This is a genomic window from Methylobacterium sp. E-012, from assembly GCF_057836545.1.
Window position 1 is genome coordinate 5,909,777 of the sequence record NZ_JBYQEY010000001.1, and the last position, 20,492, is coordinate 5,930,268.

The 20,492-nt window shown below is 69.2% G+C and carries 21 protein-coding genes and 1 tRNA gene; 9 read left to right on the forward strand and 13 right to left on the reverse strand.

The genetic code is table 11. The features are described 5' to 3' along the window. The first annotated feature begins 43 nt into the window (after positions 1–43). The gene (locus AC3IF1_RS28375; RefSeq protein ID WP_489220266.1) at positions 44–802 is read left to right on the forward strand and encodes an endonuclease III domain-containing protein; all 759 of its coding nucleotides are present in this window, start codon (positions 44–46) and stop codon (positions 800–802) included. Positions 803–818: 16 nt separating this feature from the next. On the opposite strand, the gene AC3IF1_RS28380 is transcribed toward AC3IF1_RS28375, so the two are convergent. Further along, entirely contained in the window at positions 819–2,585 is a 1,767-nt protein-coding gene (locus tag AC3IF1_RS28380) for a di-heme-cytochrome C peroxidase (RefSeq protein WP_489220267.1), read from the reverse strand. Positions 2,586–2,853: 268 nt separating this feature from the next. Between AC3IF1_RS28380 and trpS the strand changes: the two genes are divergently transcribed. From trpS to tam, 3 genes are read left to right on the forward strand one after another with little or no spacing between them, the layout of a single operon-like run. Continuing rightward, complete coding sequence (gene trpS, locus AC3IF1_RS28385) at positions 2,854–3,918, forward strand: tryptophan--tRNA ligase (RefSeq protein ID WP_489220268.1); 1,065 nt, start codon at positions 2,854–2,856, stop codon at positions 3,916–3,918. After that, positions 3,915–4,616 carry a haloacid dehalogenase type II gene (locus AC3IF1_RS28390; RefSeq protein ID WP_489220269.1) on the forward strand — a complete coding sequence of 234 codons (702 nt, stop codon included), beginning with the start codon at positions 3,915–3,917 and terminating at the stop codon, positions 4,614–4,616. Before trpS ends, AC3IF1_RS28390 begins: the two co-directional genes overlap by 4 nt. 22 nt (positions 4,617–4,638) lie before the next feature. Beyond that, entirely contained in the window at positions 4,639–5,418 is a 780-nt protein-coding gene (gene tam / locus AC3IF1_RS28395) for a trans-aconitate 2-methyltransferase (protein WP_489220270.1), read from the forward strand. A 9-nt stretch (positions 5,419–5,427) separates the two neighbouring features. On the opposite strand, the gene AC3IF1_RS28400 is transcribed toward tam, so the two are convergent. From AC3IF1_RS28400 to AC3IF1_RS28440, 9 genes are all read right to left on the reverse strand, one after another. Further along, positions 5,428–6,081, reverse strand: a complete 654-nt coding sequence (locus tag AC3IF1_RS28400) for a pyridoxamine 5'-phosphate oxidase family protein (RefSeq protein ID WP_489220271.1) — start codon at positions 6,079–6,081, stop codon at positions 5,428–5,430. A 171-nt stretch (positions 6,082–6,252) separates the two neighbouring features. Beyond that, positions 6,253–7,272 carry a ketol-acid reductoisomerase gene (ilvC, locus tag AC3IF1_RS28405; protein ID WP_243973168.1) on the reverse strand — a complete coding sequence of 340 codons (1,020 nt, stop codon included), beginning with the start codon at positions 7,270–7,272 and terminating at the stop codon, positions 6,253–6,255. Positions 7,273–7,290: 18 nt separating this feature from the next. Continuing rightward, positions 7,291–7,926, reverse strand: coding sequence for a TetR/AcrR family transcriptional regulator C-terminal domain-containing protein (locus AC3IF1_RS28410; protein ID WP_489220272.1), 636 nt, complete (start codon positions 7,924–7,926; stop codon positions 7,291–7,293). A gap of 85 nt (positions 7,927–8,011) precedes the next feature. Then, positions 8,012–8,656, reverse strand: a complete 645-nt coding sequence (locus AC3IF1_RS28415; protein WP_489220273.1) for a glutathione S-transferase family protein — start codon at positions 8,654–8,656, stop codon at positions 8,012–8,014. 25 nt (positions 8,657–8,681) lie between these two features. Then, on the reverse strand, positions 8,682–9,032 hold the full coding sequence (locus tag AC3IF1_RS28420) for a type II toxin-antitoxin system PemK/MazF family toxin (protein ID WP_489220274.1): 351 nt from the start codon (positions 9,030–9,032) through the stop codon (positions 8,682–8,684). After that, positions 9,013–9,306: an AbrB/MazE/SpoVT family DNA-binding domain-containing protein gene (locus AC3IF1_RS28425; RefSeq protein ID WP_489220275.1), complete on the reverse strand. Its 294-nt coding sequence runs from the start codon at positions 9,304–9,306 to the stop codon at positions 9,013–9,015. The genes AC3IF1_RS28420 and AC3IF1_RS28425 overlap by 20 nt, the downstream gene beginning before the upstream one ends. A gap of 53 nt (positions 9,307–9,359) precedes the next feature. After that, positions 9,360–9,902 (reverse strand): acetolactate synthase small subunit, encoded by a 543-nt coding sequence (gene ilvN / locus AC3IF1_RS28430; RefSeq protein WP_243973177.1) that lies wholly within the window; start codon positions 9,900–9,902, stop codon positions 9,360–9,362. A 154-nt stretch (positions 9,903–10,056) separates the two neighbouring features. Beyond that, positions 10,057–11,832: an acetolactate synthase 3 large subunit gene (locus AC3IF1_RS28435; protein ID WP_489220276.1), complete on the reverse strand. Its 1,776-nt coding sequence runs from the start codon at positions 11,830–11,832 to the stop codon at positions 10,057–10,059. Positions 11,833–12,251: 419 nt separating this feature from the next. Beyond that, a complete protein-coding gene (locus AC3IF1_RS28440) occupies positions 12,252–13,697 on the reverse strand; it encodes an amidase (protein ID WP_489220277.1) in 1,446 nt (481 codons plus the stop codon). 105 nt (positions 13,698–13,802) lie between these two features. On the opposite strand from AC3IF1_RS28440, the gene AC3IF1_RS28445 reads away from it, so the two are divergent. Further along, positions 13,803–14,027 carry an antitoxin MazE family protein gene (locus AC3IF1_RS28445; protein WP_243973183.1) on the forward strand — a complete coding sequence of 75 codons (225 nt, stop codon included), beginning with the start codon at positions 13,803–13,805 and terminating at the stop codon, positions 14,025–14,027. Positions 14,028–14,101: 74 nt separating this feature from the next. Here AC3IF1_RS28445 and pyrC read toward each other — a convergent pair whose 3' ends face one another. The 3 genes from pyrC to aroQ form a co-directional block, all read right to left on the reverse strand. Then, positions 14,102–15,181, reverse strand: a complete 1,080-nt coding sequence (pyrC, locus tag AC3IF1_RS28450; protein WP_489220278.1) for a dihydroorotase — start codon at positions 15,179–15,181, stop codon at positions 14,102–14,104. Positions 15,182–15,193: 12 nt separating this feature from the next. Next, the gene (locus AC3IF1_RS28455) at positions 15,194–15,895 is read right to left on the reverse strand and encodes an orotate phosphoribosyltransferase (RefSeq protein ID WP_243973187.1); all 702 of its coding nucleotides are present in this window, start codon (positions 15,893–15,895) and stop codon (positions 15,194–15,196) included. Between the two features lie 141 nt (positions 15,896–16,036). Then, entirely contained in the window at positions 16,037–16,486 is a 450-nt protein-coding gene (gene aroQ, locus AC3IF1_RS28460) for a type II 3-dehydroquinate dehydratase (protein WP_489220279.1), read from the reverse strand. A 176-nt stretch (positions 16,487–16,662) separates the two neighbouring features. Between aroQ and AC3IF1_RS28465 the strand changes: the two genes are divergently transcribed. From AC3IF1_RS28465 to AC3IF1_RS28480, 4 genes are all read left to right on the forward strand, one after another. After that, entirely contained in the window at positions 16,663–17,505 is an 843-nt protein-coding gene (locus AC3IF1_RS28465) for a 3-oxoadipate:acetyl-CoA acetyltransferase (protein ID WP_489220280.1), read from the forward strand. Between the two features lie 45 nt (positions 17,506–17,550). Further along, a tRNA-Gly gene (locus AC3IF1_RS28470) sits at positions 17,551–17,624 on the forward strand. A gap of 52 nt (positions 17,625–17,676) precedes the next feature. Further along, the gene (locus tag AC3IF1_RS28475) at positions 17,677–17,964 is read left to right on the forward strand and encodes an MTH1187 family thiamine-binding protein (RefSeq protein WP_243973194.1); all 288 of its coding nucleotides are present in this window, start codon (positions 17,677–17,679) and stop codon (positions 17,962–17,964) included. A 145-nt stretch (positions 17,965–18,109) separates the two neighbouring features. Beyond that, positions 18,110–20,428: an FdhF/YdeP family oxidoreductase gene (locus AC3IF1_RS28480; protein ID WP_489220281.1), complete on the forward strand. Its 2,319-nt coding sequence runs from the start codon at positions 18,110–18,112 to the stop codon at positions 20,426–20,428. Positions 20,429–20,492: the final 64 nt, after the last annotated feature.

The window sequence follows — 20,492 nt, forward strand, 5'->3', positions numbered from 1 at the left end:
GCCCCGGCAGGAACAGCGGCGTCCGCTCGCGGATTCGCCCTGCATGCCAACCGCCGACCTTAGAACCGAGACCGTCCCGCGTCCGCGCCGCAAGGCGGCCTCCACTGTCGCGGATCCCGCTCTGGCCGAGAAGGCGCTCGTCGTCCACGCGCGGCTCTCCCCGGTCTATGGCTGCCCGATCCCGTACTTCCATAGCCTCGATCCGGTGAGCGAACTCGTCTCCTCGCTCCTGTCGCACCGGACCCGCAACGCCGAGTCCGGGCGTGCCTTCAAGGCCCTGCGCGCACGGTTTCCGGACTGGGCGGCGCTCATCGACGCCGACGTGCCGGAGATCGAGGCGGCCATCGCGGGCGTGACCTGGCCGGAACTGAAGGCCCCGCGCCTCCGCGACGTACTCCGCGCCCTGCGCGACCGGTGCGGCACCCTCGATCTCGCCTTCCTGGCCGGCATGGAGGTGGAAGCCGCGCGGGCGTGGCTGCAGGCGATCCCGGGGGTCGGGCCGAAGACCAGCGCGGCCGTGCTGTCGTTCTCGACCCTGCGGATGCCGGCCCTGCCGGTTGACAGCCACCACCATCGGGTCGCGCAGCGCCTCGGGCTGATCGGCCCGCGGGTCGATGTCGGCCCGGCACACGCGATCCTGCGGGCGCAGCTGCCGGCAGACTGGAGCGCGCAGGATCTCTACGACAATCACGAGATCCTGATGCTGCACGGCCAGCAGGTCTGCCACCACCGCCGGCCGGCCTGCGGGCGCTGCGTCCTGGTCGACCTGTGCCCGAGCGCGCCGGCGATGCGGGAGCCGTGAGCGGGCCCGCGCGCCGTCAGAGCGACTTCAGGTATTCGAGGAGCGCCTTCTTCTCGTCGGCCGAGAGGTCCGTGCCGTACTCATGCCCGCATCGGCTGTTGCCGGAATTCCGGTCGGTGCAATCCGTCGTCTTCAGCGTGTAGTCGAACAGCGTCTGGTCCTCCGCGAGGCCGACGGCGTCGATGTCGTAGTTCGGCCCGACCTTGAAGGCCTGTCGGCGCTGATCGGGCTTCTTCAGGAGATCCGCGAGCGTCGCCACCGAGCCGTTGTGCAGGTAGGGCGCGGCCGCCCAGATCCCTTCGAGCACCCGCGCCTCGTAGGGGTAGGTCCCGGCCGGAACACCGGGGACACAGCTCCCGTCCCCCGTCGCGGCCTGGGGGAACGCCTCGGCGAGGGGCCGCAGCTTCGGCGGCAAGGCCAGGATGTCGAGGCGTAGGGCGGCCATCCCGGGCATCGGGGGCGGCCAGGCGATCAGGAACGGCGGGAAGCTCTGGATGATCGAACCGGTCACCGCATTGGCCAGGATGCTGAAGCTGCATTCGTTCTCGGCCCGCAGCGGTGTCGACTGGACGACGGGGATCTGGGCGCCGGTCAGGATGCCGCTCTTGGCCCGCCATTGCATGACCCCGTGCTCGCGGGAATCGGTGCCGACATCCTGAACGGGGGTCTTCCAGGTCTCCGCTTCCAGGGGCCAATGGGTGCCCGGCTCCGGCCCGTGGCAGTTCTTGCAGCCGCCCTGGGCTTCCGGCCGCGCGAAGATCGCCGCGCCCTGCCGGACCAGGGTCACCTGCAGGCTCCAGGGCCAGCGCGGCGGCCCGATCGCCTTGACCGAGTCCTCGAGCAGCCGCAGACCGTTGAAATTCGCCGAATTGTCGCTGAGGTAGTCGTATCCGGTCAGGATCTTGAACGCGTCCGGACGGGGATGGAACCGACCGAACACGCCGAGCACCTCGCCGAGGTTGCGGGAGAGGGCGAGGGTGTCGTTGCCGTTCGCGGCAAAGCCCGGCCACTGGGTCCGATCCTGGAGCGGCGCGTTCCAGAGGAAGGGATAGCGTGCCGGGGCGTCCGCCGCCCGGATGTTGTCCGGGATCATGGTGCCGGGCGGCAGGCCGATGTCGAGCCCCGTGACGCGGTTGAAGATCATCCCGACCGCATCGAGGCGCGACGGCCCCCAGGGCGTCGTCGGCAGCGCCCGCGCCATCAGCGTATGGTAGCGGTCGTACCAGGACCGCGCGACGACGAGGAGGTTCTGGACCGCGCTGGGCTCACCGGCCCCGGCGCCGAGCACCGCCTGCGCGAAGGGCTGGAACGCGGCCTCGCTGGCCACGACCGCGCCCACGGATTCGTCGAGATCGCTCAGGAGCGTCTGGAAGTCGACGATCGCGGGGCCGCCGTCGATCCGGTAGGCCCTGCCGGCGACGGTGATCTGGCGGGTGTGACACGCGGCGCAGCTCATCCCCGCGATCTCGCCCCCGGCGGGTCCGGCGAAGGTGAAGCCGATCGGCAGATCGTCGCGGCTGTCGGGGTTGGGCAGATAGCCGTAGCGCGACAGGCTCCCGGCCAGGAACGGCGTCCCGTCGCGCTGCTTCAGGGCTTTCAGCCACGCGAGCGGTATCAGTTCGGAGCCCTGATCCTGAACGTAGAAGGCCCGGCGCTCCCGGTCGCCCCAGCGGGAGCCCTGATCGACCTGGACCGGGGGCGTGGCCTGCGCCCGAGCCCCCGGAACGGCCAGCATCGTCAGGAACGCCACGGCGGCCCCGCGAAATCTGCGCGCGAATGGCATCGCGTCCCCCAGATATTGTATTCAGATAGAATTCGACAGCGAATCAATTCAACCAATTAATTCATATCATGTACTCGGATGCCGCACAGCGCATTCCGATGGGGCGCGGCGGCCGTTCCGGAACCGCGGGGCCGTGGGTCGGCGCCCGCCCCCCGGCGCGAGAGCCGGTCACGCGACACTCCTTGACCCGTCCGCATCAGCGGTGCGAGTAACCGCGCGCCCGGCCGGCGCGGAGCCCCGGCATGTCTGCTGTTCAGGATCGGCGCCGATGGCCGCGTTCACCGAATTGGTCTTCTCGGGCGTCCAGCCCACGGGCAACCTGCACCTCGGCAACTATCTCGGGGCGGTGAAGCGCTTCGTGGAGATGCAGGCCCGCGACGCGCAGTGCCTGTACTGCGTGGTCGACCTGCACGCGATCACCGTCTGGCAGGACCCGGAGGCCCTGCGCGGCCAGATCCGCGAGGTGACGGCCGCCTTCCTGGCTGCCGGCATCGATCCCGCGCAATCCATCGTCTTCAACCAGAGCCAGGTGCCGCAGCACGCCGAACTCGCCTGGGTGTTCAACTGCGTCGCCCGCCTCGGCTGGCTGAACCGGATGACCCAGTTCAAGGAGAAGGCCGGCAAGGACCGGGAGAACGCCTCCATCGGCCTCTACGATTATCCGGTGTTGATGGCGGCCGATATCTTGGCCTACCGGGCGACCCATGTCCCCGTGGGCGAGGACCAGAAACAGCACCTGGAACTGACCCGGGACATCGCCCAGAAGTTCAACACCGACTTCGGGAGCTCGATCGCGGCGCACGGCCACGGCGAGGCGTTCTTCCCCGTGACCGAACCGCTGATCGGCGGCCCGGCGGCGCGAGTCATGTCGCTGCGGGACGGGTCGAAGAAAATGTCGAAGTCGGACCCGTCCGACAATTCCCGGATCAACCTCACCGACGACGCCGATACCATCGCCCAGAAGATCCGCCGGGCGAAGACCGACCCTGAGCCGCTGCCCTCCGAGATCGCCGGGCTGAAGGACCGGCCGGAGGCCGACAACCTTGTGGGGATCTACGCGGCTTTGGCCGGGATCACCCGCGAGGACGTGCTGCGCGACTTCGGCGGGGCGCAGTTCTCGGCCTTCAAGCCGGCGCTCGCCGACCTCGCGGTGACGAGCCTTGCGCCGATCGCCGGGGAGATGCGCCGGCTCACCGCCGATCCGGGCCATATCGACGCCGTGCTGGCCGACGGGGCGGGGCGGGCCGAGACGATCGCGGCCCAGACGCTGGATGCGGTCAAGGACATCGTCGGCTTCGTGCGCCGGGGTCCCAGCCTTCAGACGGTGCGATGACCGCCCGGGCGCTGGTCTTCGACGTCTTCGGGACGCTGGTCGACTGGCGCTCCGGCGTCGCCCGCGAGGCCGCGCGGCTGCTGGCGCCCTTCGCACCGAGCCTCGATGCCGGGGCCTTCGCGGATGCCTGGCGGGCCCGCTACAACCCCTCGATGGAGACCGTGCGTTCCGGCGTGCGGCCCTTCGTCGATCTCGACACGCTCCAGGCGGAATCGCTGCCCGACGTGCTGGCCCAATTCGGTATCGCGGGCGTCCCGGAGGACCTGCGGCGGGAGCTGGTCCAGGCCTGGCACCGGCTCGACGCCTGGCCCGAGGTGCCGGAGGCCATGCGCCGGCTGCGCGAAAAACACCTCCTGGCGCCGAACTCGAACGGCCACGTCCGGCTGATGGCCGATCTCGCCCGGCGCAACGGCCTGATCTTCGACGCGATCCTGGGCGCCGGCTATTCCCGCGACTATAAGCCCAAGCCCGCGCTCTACCGCGATGCGGTGGCGGCGTTCGGCTTCGCCCCGAGGGAGACCGTGATGGTCGCCGCCCACTCGAACGACCTCACGGCGGCGGCGAGCCATGGCCTGTCCACCGCCCATATCGCCCGGCCGCACGAGCACGGGCCGGGCGGCGGCGAGGCGGCGCCTGCAGTCCCGGTCACCTACGCGGCCCGGGACCTGGCGGATCTGGCCGACCAGCTCGGCTGCTGAGAACCGGGAATGGGTGATCGCGATGGCTGATTGGAACCCCGCCCTCTACACCCGCTTCGAGGACGAGCGCACCCGCCCGGCGGCCGAACTCCTGGCCCGGATCCCGCTCACTGCCCCGCGCCTCGCCTACGACCTCGGCTGCGGGCCGGGCAATTCCACGGCGCTGATCGCGGCGCGCTTCCCCGAGGCCGAGGTGATCGGCCTCGACACCTCACCCGCCATGCTGGAGAGCGCCCGGATCCGCCTGCCCGGCCTCGCCTTCGCGCTGGCCGACGCCGCGACCTGGGCGCCCGAGCGCGCGCCGGATCTGATCTACGCCAACGCGGTGCTGCAATGGCTGCCCGACCATCCGGCGCTGCTGCCCCGGCTGTTCGGCCTCTTGGCCCCAGGTGGCGTGCTGGCCGTGCAGATGCCCGACAACCTCGCTGAACCGTCGCACCGCCTGATGCGCGAGACCGCGTTGGCCGGCCCCTGGGCCGCGGCGATCGGCGATCCGGCGGTCGCCGGGCGGCTCGGCCGGATGCTGGAGCCGGCCGGCTATTACGATCTGTTGGCGCCGCTGGCCGCCGCGGTGGATGTTTGGCGCACCGCCTATCACCACCCGATGGCGGATGCCGCCGCCATCGTGGACTGGGTGAGCGCCACCGGGCTGCGCCCGTTCCTCGACCCGCTGGACCCGGACCAGACGGCCGGGTTCCTGGCCGCCTACGTGGCTGCGATCGACGCCGGCTACCCGCCCCGCAGCGACGGGCGGCGCCTGCTCGCCTTCCCGCGGGTGTTCATCGTGGCGAAGGCCCCGTAGGCGAGCGGCTCAGGCCTCGCCGCGGGCGACCAGGGCCTCGTATTCGGCAACCTCCAGCTTGCCTTCCTTGGCGACCCGGGCCTTGTCGGCGTCGCTGATCACGTCGCCGGCGAGGTCGAGGCGCTTCCAGGCGGCGAGCGGGGTCTCGCGGCCGGGGGTCGGGACGTACTTGTTCTGCGCGAGCTTCTGGTACTTGTGGATGTAGCGCGGGCAGTTGACCCAGATCTTCGTCACCGCGACCTTCACCAGGTACTTGGCCTCGGTGTAGTCGGCCATCAGGGCGTCGTCGCGCAGCAGCGTCGCGTGGCCCTGGACGCGGATCCGGTGCGGGGTCTCGAAATCGATGAACAGCAGGCCGACCTTGGCTTGCCCCTCGATGTTGCCCATCGAGTAGAACATGCCGTTGCCGTCGAAGCCCGGGAACACGAGGGTGTTCTCGTCGAGCACCTTCACGAAGCCCTGCGGGCCGCCCTTGTACGAGACGGTCGGCATCCCGTCGGGATCGACCGTGGACAGGAAGAACATGTCCCGGGAGCCGATGAAGGCGCTCTCCTCCGGCTGAATGCGCTCGTGGACCCAGTCCTCGTCCAGGCGCACCGCGAGCTTGGTCGTGCCGAACTCGGTCTGCAGCGCCCGATGGGCGTCCGAATAGAGCGATGCCATGGCGTATCCTCCCCCGCCGTCTCCGGTCCTCATACGTGCGGAACCGCTGCGGCCTGTATCGCCGGAAATGCCCAAGGTCGGCAACCGGGACAAGAAAGGGCCGGCCTCGCTTTCGCGTGACCGGCCCCTGTGGTGCGGCAGAGCAAAGCCCGGCCGCGGATTCGGAAAAAATTAATTGCGGGTCTTGTCGACCAGCGCCTTCTCGGAGATCCACGGCATCATGCCGCGCAGCTTGGCGCCGACCTCCTCGATCGGGTGAGCGGCGAGCTTGGCGCGGGTCGCCTTGAACGAGGTCTGGTTGACCTTGTTCTCCAGCATCCAGTTGCGGGTGAAGGTGCCCGACTGGATGTCGGTGAGCACGCGCTTCATCTCGGCCTTGGTCTCGGGCGTGACGATGCGCGGGCCGGTGACGTACTCGCCGTACTCGGCCGTGTTGGAGATCGAGTAGTTCATGTTGGCGATGCCGCCCTCGTAGATGAGGTCGACGATCAGCTTCACCTCGTGCAGGCACTCGAAATAGGCCATCTCGGGGGCGTAGCCCGCCTCGACCAGGGTCTCGAAGCCGGCCTTGATCAGCTCGACCAGGCCGCCGCACAGAACGGCCTGCTCACCGAACAGGTCGGTCTCGCACTCTTCCTTGAAGGTGGTTTCGATGATGCCGGCGCGGCCGCCGCCATTGGCCGAGGCGTAGGACAGGCCGAGATCGTGGGCGTTGCCGCTCGCGTCCTGCGCGATGGCGATCAGGGTCGGCACGCCGCCGCCGCGCAGGTACTCGGAGCGCACCGTGTGGCCGGGGCCCTTCGGGGCGACCATCAGGACGTCGAGATCCTTGCGCGGCTCGATCAGGTTGAAGTGGACGTTGAGGCCGTGGGCGAACAGGAGGGCGGCGCCCTGCTTCATGTTGCCTTCGAGGGACTCCCGGTAGATGTCGCCCTGGAGCTCGTCGGGGGTGAGCATCATCACCACGTCGGCCCACTTGGCGGCCTCGGCGACCGAGAGGACCTTGAAGCCCTCGTGCTCCGCCTTCTTGGCGGTGGCGGAGCCCTCGCGGAGCGCGATGACGATGTCCTTCACGCCGGAATCGCGCAGGTTGAGCGCGTGGGCGTGGCCCTGGCTGCCGTAGCCGACGATGGCGACCTTCTTGCCCTTGATCAGGTTCAGGTCGGCGTCGCGATCGTAATAAACCCGCATGTCGGTTTCCTCTTCAGGTTAGGGTTTCGCCTGGCCGTACAGGGCCAGGAACTGTTCCACGGCGCGCCCCGCATCGCGCCGGATTTCATCTGCATCGAGGTCGAGGGCCTCGCCGAGCAGGAGTCGGATCTGGATATCCCGGCCGACGAGGCCGAAGAAGGTCCGGAACGCCGCCTCGCTGTCGGCGAAGGTCAGCAGGCCGGCGGCCCGGCCCGCCTCCAGCACGGGCTTGACCCGCTCGCCGATGGCGAAGCGACCGTTCGCCAGGACGATGCCGCCGAGGTTGCTCTTGTGCGAGCCGGCATGCGCGATGGCGATCCGGTTCAGCGCGACCGACGTCGGACCGGAGATGACCTCCAGCCACGTCACGGCGAAATCCTGCAGGCGCTCGCGCAGGGTCGCCCCGTCGAGCACCTGCGCGGCGTCATAGCCGGCATGGACCCGGGAGGCCTGCCAGCGCACCGTCGCGGTGAGCAAGCCGTCGCGGTCGCCGAACCACTTGTAGAGCGTCTCCTTCGAGCAGCTCGCCCGGCGCGCGACCGCATCCATGGTCAATTGATCGCCATCCGCGACCATCAAGCCGAGCACGGCATCCAGCACCGCCTGCTGGCGTGCCGAGGGCGCTTCCTGCTCTGCTGTGGCGCTGGTCTGCATCGTCCCGGAATAGCGTACCGTACCGTACGGTACGCTCAGTAAGCCGATTCGGCTGTCGCGGCAAGGGGGCCGCAACCGGGCGACTTCAGCGCGGAAGCGGCAGCCCTTCGCGGGCGAACACGGCCTGGACGGCGGGACGCTCGGCGACCCGGCGGGCATGGGCGGTCCAGGCCGGGAAGCGGCCGGCCATGTCGAAGCGGAGGGTCGGACCGTTGGCCCAGAACCAGAACACCATCAGGTAGGCGTCGACGACGCTGAAACGGCCGCTCACCGCCCAGCCGCCGTGCGACAGGCGCACCTCGGTCATGGTGGCGAGATCGGCGTAGGTGTTGGCCGCCTTGCTCTTGATGCCGTCGAACGCGGCCTCGTCGTCCGTGTAGCGCTCCGGGCGGCGGACATGGGCGTAGGTCACGTGATGGTTGCAGGCGAGCCAGCCGAGCCACTCGTCCGCGGCGGCCTGCTCGCGCAGGTCCTTGGGCCACAACCCCCTCTCCGGCACGGAGCGGGCGATATGGCGCAGGATCGCGGCGCATTCGGTGAGCACCCAGCCGTCCTCGCTGAGCGCCGGCACGCGGCCGCGATCGTTGATGGCGAGGTATTCCGGCCGGCGCTGGTCGCCCGCAGCAAGGTCGAGCTTGATGCCCTCGTAGGGCAGCCCGGATTCCTCCAGGACGATGTGGGCGGCCAGCGAGCAGGCGCCGGGGGCGTAGTAGAGGGTGCGGGCGGTCATAGGACTTCCATACGCCGACCCTGCCTCAAAACCCGAGCAATTTCGCGATCTGATGACGAACTTCGGCAAGAACTGCGGCCGGTGCGACTCCGAGCCGTCTCAGGATGCGCGCCCGCTGGTCGATGGAGCGGACCTGATCCGTCAACACCGCGCCGCGCACAGCCAGGCCGGCTGGAAGCATGACTTTCGTCGGCCAGGGTTCGATGTTGCTTGTGATCGGACAGACGATGACCCGGCGCGTCGCGTCGTTCATCAAAGCTTCCGAGACGACCAATCCCGGCCGGCGGCCGTCCTGTTCCGTACCACGGACGGGACCGAACTCGACGAGGATCAAATCTCCGGCCCGGAACGACAGGCTAGCGGGGATCGTCGTCATCGATGATCTCGGAGCCGACATCCGGCCCCCAATCGACCGTCGGCGGCTCGAAATCCGGGCCCAGACGGCGCATCTCGGCGACCATCTCCTCGAGCGTGTAGACCGGCAAGCCATCGACATAGCGACGGCCGGCCCATTGTTGCGGCTCTGGCGCAACCGGGCGTTTCGAAACGATCTCCACGGTCTCGCCCTCGCGGATGCCGAGTTCCTCGGCCTCCGCGCTGCTCAGCCGGACCGCGAAATCGTCACCCCAGCGAATCACCTTGGCTTCCATCGCTCCGCCTCCTGCGGGGACGGCGCATCCTAGCAGATTCGAGCCGCCGGTTCCTACAGCGGCTCCGCCCCGCGCCCCATCGCGGAGATACCGGTCCGGCAGATCTCCACCAGCCCGATCACGCTCATCAGCCGCACGAACCGGTCGATCTCCTCGGTGGCGCCGGTGAGTTCGAACACGAAGGAGTTCAGCGTCGCGTCGAGCGTCTTGGCGCCGAAGGCCGCCGCCAGCCGCAGGGCCTCGCTGCGGTGCTCGCCCTCGCCCTTCACCTTCACGAGGCAGATCTCGCGCTCGAGGGCGTTGCCCTGGAGCGTCAGGTCCACCACCCGATGCACCGGCACCAGCCGGTCGAGCTGGGCCTTGATCTGGTCAATCACCGCGTTGGTGCCCGTGGTGACGATGGTGATGCGCGAGATGTGGCGCGCCTCCTCGGTCTCCGAGACCGTCAGGCTCTCGATGTTGTAGCCCCGGCCGGAGAACAGGCCGGAGATGCGGGCCAGCACACCGGGCTCGTTGTCGACGATCACGGCCAGCGTGTGCCGGTTCACCGGCTCGACGCGGCCGGCGTCGGGATAGTGGGTGTTCATCGCGTTCATGGCCGGCTTCGTCCTCGTCGGGGTTTCCGAAGGGCTTGCCCTTCCGCGGGGTGTCGGGGCGGAGCCCGACAGCGGGGCTTAAGCCCTGCACCCGCAAAAGGTCTCGACCTTTTGAAACCAGGATATTCGAGATTAGTCCTGGGATCTCGGCCCGTTACACCAGCATCTTGCCTTCCTCGGAGATCACGTCGCCGAGTTCGACGCCGGTCTCGCCGAGGTAGTCGGACAGGAGCATCTCGTTGTGCGCCTTGCCCGACGGGATCATCGGGAAGCAGTTCTCGGTCTTGTCGACGATGCAGTCGAAGATCACCGGGCCGTCATGGGCGAGCATCTCGGCGATGGCGCCGTCGAGGTCGCCCGGCTTCTCGCAGCGCATGCCCTTGGCGCCGTAGGCCTCCGCGAGCTTCACGAAGTCCGGCAGGCTCTCCGAGTAGCTCTGCGAGTAGCGCGAGCCGTGCAGCAGCTCCTGCCACTGCCGGACCATGCCCATGTACTCGTTGTTCAGTATGAACACCTTGACCGGCAGACGGTACTGAACCGCCGTCGACATCTCCTGCATGTTCATCAGGATCGAGGCTTCGCCGGCGATGTCGATCACCAGCCCGTCCGGATGGGCGAGCTGCGTGCCGATCGCCGCTGGCAGGCCGTAGCCCATGGTGCCGAGGCCGCCGGAGGTCATCCAGCGGTTCGGCTCGTCGTACTTGAAGTACTGGGCGGCCCACATCTGGTGCTGGCCGACCTCGGTGGTGATGTAGGTCTCGCGGCTCTTGCAGGCCTCGTAGAGGCGCTGGACCGCGTATTGCGGCTTGATGATCGTGCCCGACGGCCAGTAGGCGAGGCAGTCGCGCGCCTTCCAGGCGCCGATCTTCTGGAACCATGGGTCGAGGTTCGACCGCTCGGGCCGCGACGGCAGGGCGCGCCACGCCTCCAGCATGTCGGCGAGCACCGAGCCGCAATCGCCGATGATCCCGATATCGACCTTCACGACCTTGTTGATCGAGGAGGCGTCGACGTCGATGTGGATCTTCTTCGAGAACGGCGAGAACGCGTCGAGCCGGCCGGTGATCCGGTCGTCGAACCGGGCGCCGACGCAGATCATCACGTCGCACTCGTGCATCGCGAGGTTGGCCTCGTAGGTCCCGTGCATGCCGAGCATGCCCAGGAACTTCTCGTCCGTGCCCGGATAGGCGCCGAGCCCCATCAGGGTCGAGGTGATCGGGAAGCCGGTCTCGCGGACGAGCTCGCGTAGCAGGCGCGAGGCCTCCGGGCCGGAATTGATCACGCCGCCGCCGGTGTAGAAGACCGGCCGGCGGGCCGTCGCCATCAGCTCGACGGCCGCGCGGATCCGGTCGGCATCGCCCTTCACGGCCGGGCGGTAGGTCTTGTGGCTCGCGATCTCGGGGCGCTCGTAGAGGCCGGAGGCGAACTGGATGTCCTTGGGCAGGTCGACCACGACCGGGCCGGGCCGGCCGTTCGCCGCGACGTAGAACGCCTCGTGCAGGATGCGCGGCAGGTCGTCGATCGATTTGACCAGGTAATTGTGCTTCGTGCAGTGGCGCGTGATGCCGACCGTGTCGCATTCCTGGAACGCGTCGGTGCCGATCAGGTGCGTCGGGACCTGGCCGGTGATGCAGACCAGCGGGATCGAATCCAGCATGGCGTCGGTCAGGCCGGTGACGATGTTGGTGGCGCCGGGACCCGAGGTGACGAGGACGCAGCCGACCTTGCCGGAGGAGCGGGCATAGCCCTCCGCGGCGTGGACCGCACCCTGCTCGTGGCGGACGAGGATGTGCTTGACGGCGTTCTGGTGGAACAGCGCGTCGTAGATCGGCAGTACGGCGCCGCCCGGATACCCGAACAGCGTATCGACACCCTGATCCTGGAAGGCCCGGATGACCATCTCGGCCCCGGTCATGACCTCGCCGCCCATGCTCGTCTCCTCGCGCTTTCCGGGGCCACGGCGATCCTCCGGACCGCCGCCCTGCCCCGTCCTCTCTCGTCGCACCCTCGTCCCGCGGGGCGGTCTCCGCCTCGCCCGAAAGTGCCGATCGCCTCGAATATCCGTCCCGTCCCGCCGGCCCTGACGCAGGCAACAAAAAAGGGCCCCGAGGGACCCTGCATGCGCCACCGTCCGGATTGCGACCCTCGTTTAGGGCCGCCCCGTCGGTGACGCTGGCGCTACAATAAGGACCGTGGACATCGGATATCCGAACCTGCTCCGCGACGGCCGCATGATCCGGAACGGGTCATGGTTGGCGCGCGGAGTGTCGGGCCTCTTAGCCGAGTGCGCGGAGCCGGTCAACGCATCCGTGCGTGCGTTTGCGCTGGTTTGGGGGTGGGGCTGCGCCTTCAGTTCAGCGGTGGCGGGTATCGGCGGACCCAGTTGCTCGCGGCATCGTAGGCGGCGCCGAGCTGCAGGCAGGCCAGCTCGCCGTGGTTGCGGCCGACGATCTGGATGCCGGTGGGCAATCCGGCCGCGCCGAACCCGGCCGGGACGTCCAGCGCCGGCAGGCCCGCCATGGTCACGGGGATCACCGTCTGCATCCAGCGATGGTAAGTGTCCATCACCCGCCCGCCGACGGTCTCGGGCCAGCGCAGGGTCTTGTCGAAGGGGAAGACCTGCGTCGTCGGCATCACGAGGTAGTCGTAGGCCTCCATGAACCGACGCAGTGTCTCGTACCAGCGCGTGCGCCCCTCCAGGGCCGCGATGATCCGGTCGGCCCCGAGGGCGAGACCCCGTTCCACCTCCCAGGCGGCCTCCGGCTTGAGCAGCGCCCGATGCCGGGGCTCGTCGTAGAACGGGCGGAGCGCCGCCGCGACGGTCAGCGCCCGCAGCACCAGCCAGTCCTGCCAGAGCTGCTCCATGTCGAAGCGCGGCACCGCCTCCTCGACGGTGCAGCCGATCTCCACGAAGGTGGTCAGCGCGGAGCGCCCGAGCTCCAAGACGCCGGGATCGAACGGGATCTGGCCGCCGCAATCGCCGAGCCACGCGATCCGGGTGCCGCGGAAGTCGCGGGCGAGCGGGTTCGCGAAGGCGGACGGGTCCTGGCGGATGGAATTCGGGCCGCGCGGATCGTAGCCCGCCTGGACCGAGAGCATCAGGCCGATATCGGCGGGCGTGCGGCCGATCGCTCCGAGCACGCCGAGAGCCGGGCTGAACACATCCTTGGCCTCGGCGGGGATGCGGCCCCAGCTCGGGCGCAGGCCGTAGCAATTGTTGAAGGCCGGCGGGTTGCGCAGTGACCCGGCATGGTCGCTGCCGTCGGCGACCGGCTGCATCCGCAGGGCCACCGCCACCGCGGCGCCGCCGCTCGACCCGCCGGCGCTCTTGGTCGGATCGTAGGGATTGGCGGTGGTGCCGTAGACCGGGTTGAAGCTGTGCGAGCCGAGGCCGAATTCGGGCACGTTGGTCTTGCCGATGAAGAGCGCCCCGGCGGCACGCAGGCGGGCCACCATGATCGAATCCGTCTCCGCGATCCGGTCGGCGAAGATCGGCGAGCCCTGCGTGAAGCGCAGGCCGCGCACCGGGTCAAGATCCTTCACGGCCAGCGGAAAGCCGTGCAGCGGGCCGACGGCCTCGCCGCGGGCCAGGGTGGCGTCCGCGGCCTCGGCCTCCTTCAGGAGCGCCGCGTCGTCCCGCAGGGCCACGATGGCGTTCACCTGCGGGTTGAGCCGGTGGAACCGCTCCAGATAGGCGCGCATCACCTCGGCGCAGGAGACGACCCGGCCGCGGATGGCGGCGGAGAGGTCCACGGCACCCATAGCGGTGATGCCGTCCGGTCGCCTATCCTGCATCGTACGCCGTCTCCAAATCAGTGCGAGCGGTGGCCGCGTCAAAGGCGTTCGCAAGCCCCCTGCCGCCACTTAGGTTACGGATCGCCGCTGAGGAGCGCGCACGACATGCCGCCCGTGTCCAACGCCCGATCTGCACGCGCGAAGTTACGCAATGACCGTGCGCGGCTCCGCGCTCAGGGATTGCAACCCGTTCAGCTCTTGATGCCTGCCGTGCAGGCACCCGCATTCGAGGCCGAGGCGCATCGCCAATCCCGCGCCGTCGCTGAGTGCGGGGGCGCAACGGAGGATCAGGCTTTCATCGATGCCGTGTCCGTTTGGAATACCGCCTGAGGCAGCACCATCGTCATTGCGAGCGCAGACGGCCCTTTACGACGGAGCGGATCTGCCGAAGTCGGTCGCTCCCGCTACGCCACCGACCAGGGCAGCGTCTCCTCCCCCCGGAACACCACCACCGCCGTATCCTCCACCGTGACCGCCTCGGCGACGCGGCCCAGCCGCCGTTCGAGAGTCACGGTTCCGGCATTCGGCTCCAGCCCGTGGAAGCGCGCGCCGTTGAGCGACGCGAAGGCCTCGAACCGATCGAGCGCCCCCTCCTCGTCGAACACCTGCACGTAGGTCTGGAGCGCAGACGGCCCGCAGAACACGCCGGCGCAGCCGCAGGCCGCCTCCTTGGCGCCGCGGACATGCGGGGCGGTGTCGGTGCCCAGGAAGAAGCAGGCCTCGCCCGAGGTCGCGGCCCTGCGCAGGGCCACGCGGTGCCGCTCGCGCTTGGCCACCGGCAGGCAATACAGGTGCGGGCGCAGCCCCCCCTGGAAGATGTGCGTCCGGTTGATCACGAGGTGGTGCGGCGTGATCGTGGCGGCGCACCGGCTCCGGTTCTCCCGGACCACGTCGAGGATCTCCGCCGTGGTGGCGTGCTCCACCGTCACCTTGAGACCCTGATGGCGGGCGAGCAGCGGGATCAGGCTGCCCTCCATGAAGGCGGCCTCTCGGTCAAAGATGTCGATCTCCGGGTCAGTGGCCTCGCCGTGGATCAGCAGCGGCATGCCGATCCGCTCCATCCGCTCGAGCACGGGGGCGATCCCGATCAGGTCGGTGACGCCCGCATGCGAGTTGGTGGTCGCGCCGGCCGGGTACAGCTTGGCGGCGACCCAGACCTTGTCCGTGAAGCCGCGCTCGATCTCGTCCGGGTCGGTGTCGTCCCGGAGGTAGCAGGTCATCAGCGGGGTGAAATCCATGCCCGCGGGCAGCGCCGCCAAGATGCGCTCGCGATAGGCCCGCGCCGCCGCCACCGTGGTCACCGGCGGCACGAGGTTCGGCATGATGATGCCCCGGGCGAACTGTGCCGCCGTGTAGGGCAGCACCGCCCTCAGCATCGCGCCGTCGCGCAGGTGGATGTGCCAATCGTCCGGCCGGCGGATCGTGATCCGGTCGACCGGCTTCGACTCCTGGCGCTCGGCGGGGAACAGGTCGGCGACGCCCATCGCGAAAACCCCTCAGGCCTGGCCGAACGAAGAAATGCCGCCGTGGGCCGCCGACCATTCCGCCGGCGCATTGAGAAAACTTTCGACCTCGGCGAGCGTCTTCGGGTCGAAGGTGCCCATCTCCTTGGCGACCGCCAGCACGTCCCGCCACGTGGTGAGGGCGTGGAGCTTGATGCCGATCTCCTGCATCAGCGCCGCGCTGTCGGGGAAGATGTCGTAGTAGAACAGCACGAAGCAGTGATCGACCTGGGCGCCCGCATCGCGCAGGGCCTTGACGAAATTGACCTTGCTGCGGCCGTCCGTGGCGAGGTCCTCGACCAGCAGCGTCCGCGCGCCCTCGACGACCGCGCCCTCGATCTGGGCGTTGCGGCCGAAGCCCTTGGGCTTCTTGCGGATGTACTGCATCGGCAGCATCATCCGGTCGGCGATCCAGGCGGCGAAGGGGATGCCGGCGGTCTCGCCGCCCGCGATGTGGGTGAGCTGCTCGTAGCCGATCTCGCGCACGATCGTGGCGGTGGCGAAATCCATCAGCGTCGCGCGCAGCCGCGGATACGAGATGATCTTCCGGCTGTCGGTGTAGACCGGGCTCGCCCAGCCGGAGGTGAACTTGAACGGCTCGTCCTTGTAGAAGAGCACCGCACCGATCTCGAGGAACATCTTGGCCGCCTCGCGGGCGATGACGGCCCGGTCGAGGGGCAGGAAGGGGCTGGTCATGCGGCGTGCGCGCTCCGCTTGGGCGCTCCCCGGGGCTGGAAGACCAGTCCGGCCGGGGAGAACGCGTTCGATAAGGGCCTGACCGCCCTCCTCCGCCCTGTCTCCGCCAGCGTCAACCCTGCGCGGCGCGCTATCCGCGCTTCACGCGGTCCTGTCGGCCCGCAGATGCGCGAGGTGCCGGATGGCGAGCGCGTAGCCATGCGTCCCGAAGCCGGCCAGCACGGCTGTCGCGGCGAGCGAGACATAGGAGTGGTGGCGGAAGGCCTCGCGCCGGTGGACGTTGGAGATGTGGCACTCGATCACCGGCACCTCGCAGGCATTGAGCGCGTCGAGGATCGCCACGGAGGTGTGGGTGTAGGCGCCCGCGTTGATGACGATCCCGGCCGACCCGGTGCGGAATTCGTGGATCGCGTCGATCAGCACGTGCTCGGCGTTGCTCTGCCGGCATTCCGCGCTGAGGCCGTGGGCGGCGGCGGCCTCGCGGCACAGGGTCTCGACGTCGGCCAGCGTCGCGCGCCCGTAGATCTCCGGCTGACGCTGGCCGAGCAGGTTCAGGTTCGGCCCGTTCAGGACCAGGATCGTGTCGTTCATCGGGGGCCTCGCGTTCCGAGAGGTGCGGCAAGCGCCGGCAAGACACAAGTCCGGCCTGTCATCCGGCCGAAGTTGTCCCGCGCCCGGCCCCGACGCCCGCTCCGGGCGGTTCAGATCCGCGGCGCCCGGCGCTATCCCAAGCCCGAACGAGACGAGAGACCAGGGAGGACACGCGGATGACAGGATCCCGGAGCGAGGCGCCCGTGGTGATCGCGGTGGCGATCACCGGCTCGGTGCCGCGCAAGACGGACAACCCGGCCGTGCCGGTCACCGTCGCGGAACAGATCGAATCGACCCATCAGGCGTTCGAGGCCGGCGCCACGCTCTGCCACATCCACGTGCGCAACGACGACGAATCCCCCTCCTCCGACCCGGAGAAATTCGCCGCCGTGCAGGAGGGGCTGCGCAGGCACTGCCCGGACATGATCGTCCAGTTCTCCACCGGCGGGCGCGGGCGCGATCCGGCTTCGCGCGGCCTCTCGCTCGCGCATCGGCCCGACATGGCCTCCCTGTCGACCGGCTCGGTGAACTTCCCGACCATCGTGTACGAGAATTCCGCGAGCCTCGTCGCCGACCTCGCCGGGCAGATGAAGCGGTACGGCGTCCGCCCCGAGATCGAGATCTTCGACCTCTCGCACCTGCACGGGGCAAAGCGGCTGGTCGAGGCCGGCCTGATCGATGCGCGCCCGCACGTGCAGTTCGTCCTGGGCGTCCAGAACGCGATGCCGGCCGAGGCGCATCTCCTCGACATCCTGCTCGCCGAAACGCGCCGGATCCTGCCGGAGGCGACCTGGACGGCCGCCGGGATCGGCCGCAACCAGGCCGTGGTGATGGACTGGGCTCTGGCCCGCGGCGCGGACGCGGTGCGCACCGGGCTGGAGGACAACATCCGGGTGACGAAGGACCGGCTGGCGGCGAGCAACGCCGAGCTGGTGGGCCTGGCGTCCGAGGCCGTCGCCCGCCATGGCCGCCGGGTGGCGACGCCCGCCGAGGCCCGGGCCGCCCTCGGACTCGCCTGAGGCCACCTTCTCACGGGCCGGCCGGCGTGCTAACGAACCGCCCGCGCGGGTGTAGCTCAATGGTAGAGCAGCAGCCTTCCAAGCTGAATACCCGGGTTCGATTCCCGGTACCCGCTCCATCCCCTTTCCCTGACGGCCGAACCGCCCGGCATCCTCTCGGGACGCACCGCCATGAAGGTATCCGCCGACCTGTGCATCGTGCCGATGGGCGTGGGCCCGTCGGTCTCGCCCTACGTGCGTGAGATCAAGGCGATCATCGAGGCGAGCGGCCTCGTCGCCACGATGCACCCCAACGGCACCAACATCGAGGGCGAGCTTGCCGAGATCTGCGCGCTGGCGGAGCGCTGCGAGGCGAAACTCGCCGCGATGGGCGTCCAGCGCACCTTCTTCACGCTGATCTTCTCGTCCCGCCGGGACAAGGACCAATCCATGGCCGACAAGCTCGCGGCCGTCTCCTGACGCGGCCGCCGCGTTTCACCCGGCCGGCATCGACGCGAGGCCCGGCCGGACGGGGCACCGGCCGCCGCGGCGACGCACCCCCGATCTGATCCGCGCCTCGCGCGTTCCCCTTATCCGGTCATAGACGTGCCGGCAGGAGAACGGCATGAGCGATCAGGAAACCGGCGACGTGCGGATCGAACCCTATGACGGCCCGGCCGGCGGCTGGGGTTCCGCCCGTTCCCTGGTCGAGATCCTCACCCGCGAGGGCGTGCCGGTCACCGGCTCGGCGATGCTGCTGAAGCAGAACAAGCCGGACGGGTTCATGTGCACGTCCTGCGCCTGGGCGAAGCCCGCCAAGCCGCTCGCCTTCGAGTATTGCGAGAACGGCGCCAAGGCGACCGCCTGGGAGCAGACCCGGCGGCGGGCCACCCCGGACTTCTTCGCCGAACATACCGTCACCGAACTGCTCGGCTGGAGCGACTACGCCCTGGAGGAGCAGGGCCGCCTGACCCATCCCATGCGCTACGATCCGGAGACCGATCGCTACCGGCCCGTCCCGTGGTCGGAGGCCCTCGGCGAGATCGGCCGGGAGCTGAAGGCCCTGCGCCAGGAGGATCCGAAGTCGGTGGTGTTCTACGCCTCCGGCCGGGCCTCCCTGGAGACTAGCTACATGTGGGCGCTGATGGCGCGCCTCTACGGCAACAACAACCTGCCGGATTCCTCGAACATGTGCCACGAGCCGACCTCGGTGGCGCTGCCGCAATCGATCGGCGCGCCGGTGGGCACGGTCCTGCTGGAGGATTTCGAGACCACCGACCTGATCTTCTTCTTCGGTCAGAATGTCGGCTCCAATGCGCCGCGGATGCTCCATCCGCTGCAGGAGGCCCGGCGCCGGGGCGCGCAGGTCATCACCTTCAACCCGCTGCGCGAACGCGGGCTGGAACGCTTCACCAACCCGCAATCGCCGGTTGAGATGGTGACGCGCTCCGCCACCAAGATCTCCACGCAGTATCACCAGGTGAAGGCGGGCGGCGATCTCGCGGCGCTCACCGGCCTGTGCAAGACCCTGCTGACCCTGGACCGGGAGGCCGCCGCGGCCGGCCGCCCGGCCATCCTCGACCACGCCTTCATCACTGAGCACACCCACGGCTTCGACGATTTCGTGGCCTTCTGCGACGGGCAGGACTGGACGGCGATCGAGCGGCGCTCCGGCCTCACCCGCACCGCCCTCGAAGCCGCGGCGGCGGCCTATGCCCGTGCCAAGGCCGTGATCGGCATCTACGGGATGGGGCTGACCCAGCACCGCAAGGGCACCGAGACCGTGCGGATGCTGGTCAACCTGCTGCTGCTGCGCGGCAATATCGGCAAGCCCGGCGCCGGGATCTGCCCGGTGCGGGGCCATTCGAACGTCCAGGGCCAGCGCACCGTCGGCATCACCGAGAAGCCGGAACTGGCTCCCCTCGACAAGCTGAAGGAACTCTACGATTTCGAGCCGCCGCGGGAGAAGGGGCTCAATACGGTCGAGACCTGCGAGGGCGTGCTCGACGGCAGCGTGAAGGCCTTCGTCAGCCTCGGCGGCAATTTCCTGCGCGCGATCCCCGATACCGGACGGATGGAGCCGGCCTGGCGGCGGCAGCGCCTGACCGTGCAGATCTCGACCAAGCTCAACCGCTCGCATCTCGTGAACGGCGCCGTGGCCTACATCCTGCCCTGCCTCGGCCGGATCGAGATCGATCAGCAGGCCAGCGGCCCCCAGGCGGTCTCGATGGAGGATTCCACCGCGCGCTTCCACGGATCCCGGGGCGTGGCCGAACCGGTCGGCCCGGAGGTGCGCTCCGAGCCCTGGATCGTGGCGGAGATCGCCAAGGCGACCCTGCCCGCGAACCCGCGGATCGACTGGACGTCCTGGGTCGCCGATTACGGCCGCGTGCGCGAGGCCATCGAGGCGACCTACCCGAAGGTGTTCCACGACCTGAACGGGCAGATGTTCCGGCCCGGCGGCCTGACCAAGCCCCTCGGCGCCCGCGACCGCAAATGGGAGACCGAAACGGGCAAGGCGAATTTCGCGGTGCCCGCCGGCCTCGAGGCCGATCCGGACCTGCCGGCCCGGGGGCCGAACGTGCTCGACCTCATCACCCTCCGGTCCAACGACCAGTTCAACACCACGGTCTACGGCTACGACGACCGTTTCCGCGGAGTGAAGGGCACCCGTTCGGTGCTGTTCATGAACCGCCGGGACATCGCCCGGCTCGGCCTCACCGATGGCGGCGGCGTCGATGTCGAGACGGAGGCCGGCGATCAGGTGACGCGCCGCGTGGGCGGGCTGCGGGTGATCGCCTACGACATCCCCGAGGGGAATTGCGGCGGCTACTATCCGGAGTTGAACGTCCTGCTGCCGCTCTGGCACTACGACGAGCAGTCCAAGACGCCGGCCGCCAAGGCGATCACCGTTCGGGTGAACGCCGCGGCCCGAACGGCCTGAACGGGCCATCCGAAGCGTCGTCCCGGGGCAGACACCGGGGCGACACCTGCGATAGCTGGGCTAA

Excerpts from the sequence above, each read along its gene's own strand:
- AC3IF1_RS28375 (WP_489220266.1), top strand. The coding sequence starts at position 44 with ATGCCAACCGCCGACCTTAGAACCGAGACCGTCCCGCGTCCGCGCCGC.
- AC3IF1_RS28380 (WP_489220267.1), bottom strand. The coding sequence starts at position 2,585 with ATGCCATTCGCGCGCAGATTTCGCGGGGCCGCCGTGGCGTTCCTGACG.
- trpS (WP_489220268.1), top strand. The coding sequence starts at position 2,854 with ATGGCCGCGTTCACCGAATTGGTCTTCTCGGGCGTCCAGCCCACGGGC.
- AC3IF1_RS28390 (WP_489220269.1), top strand. The coding sequence starts at position 3,915 with ATGACCGCCCGGGCGCTGGTCTTCGACGTCTTCGGGACGCTGGTCGAC.
- tam (WP_489220270.1), top strand. The coding sequence starts at position 4,639 with ATGGCTGATTGGAACCCCGCCCTCTACACCCGCTTCGAGGACGAGCGC.
- AC3IF1_RS28400 (WP_489220271.1), bottom strand. The coding sequence starts at position 6,081 with ATGGCATCGCTCTATTCGGACGCCCATCGGGCGCTGCAGACCGAGTTC.
- ilvC (WP_243973168.1), bottom strand. The coding sequence starts at position 7,272 with ATGCGGGTTTATTACGATCGCGACGCCGACCTGAACCTGATCAAGGGC.
- AC3IF1_RS28410 (WP_489220272.1), bottom strand. The coding sequence starts at position 7,926 with ATGCAGACCAGCGCCACAGCAGAGCAGGAAGCGCCCTCGGCACGCCAG.
- AC3IF1_RS28415 (WP_489220273.1), bottom strand. The coding sequence starts at position 8,656 with ATGACCGCCCGCACCCTCTACTACGCCCCCGGCGCCTGCTCGCTGGCC.
- AC3IF1_RS28420 (WP_489220274.1), bottom strand. The coding sequence starts at position 9,032 with ATGACGACGATCCCCGCTAGCCTGTCGTTCCGGGCCGGAGATTTGATC.
- AC3IF1_RS28425 (WP_489220275.1), bottom strand. The coding sequence starts at position 9,306 with ATGGAAGCCAAGGTGATTCGCTGGGGTGACGATTTCGCGGTCCGGCTG.
- ilvN (WP_243973177.1), bottom strand. The coding sequence starts at position 9,902 with ATGAACGCGATGAACACCCACTATCCCGACGCCGGCCGCGTCGAGCCG.
- AC3IF1_RS28435 (WP_489220276.1), bottom strand. The coding sequence starts at position 11,832 with ATGGGCGGCGAGGTCATGACCGGGGCCGAGATGGTCATCCGGGCCTTC.
- AC3IF1_RS28440 (WP_489220277.1), bottom strand. The coding sequence starts at position 13,697 with ATGCAGGATAGGCGACCGGACGGCATCACCGCTATGGGTGCCGTGGAC.
- AC3IF1_RS28445 (WP_243973183.1), top strand. The coding sequence starts at position 13,803 with ATGCCGCCCGTGTCCAACGCCCGATCTGCACGCGCGAAGTTACGCAAT.
- pyrC (WP_489220278.1), bottom strand. The coding sequence starts at position 15,181 with ATGGGCGTCGCCGACCTGTTCCCCGCCGAGCGCCAGGAGTCGAAGCCG.
- AC3IF1_RS28455 (WP_243973187.1), bottom strand. The coding sequence starts at position 15,895 with ATGACCAGCCCCTTCCTGCCCCTCGACCGGGCCGTCATCGCCCGCGAG.
- aroQ (WP_489220279.1), bottom strand. The coding sequence starts at position 16,486 with ATGAACGACACGATCCTGGTCCTGAACGGGCCGAACCTGAACCTGCTC.
- AC3IF1_RS28465 (WP_489220280.1), top strand. The coding sequence starts at position 16,663 with ATGACAGGATCCCGGAGCGAGGCGCCCGTGGTGATCGCGGTGGCGATC.
- AC3IF1_RS28475 (WP_243973194.1), top strand. The coding sequence starts at position 17,677 with ATGAAGGTATCCGCCGACCTGTGCATCGTGCCGATGGGCGTGGGCCCG.
- AC3IF1_RS28480 (WP_489220281.1), top strand. The coding sequence starts at position 18,110 with ATGAGCGATCAGGAAACCGGCGACGTGCGGATCGAACCCTATGACGGC.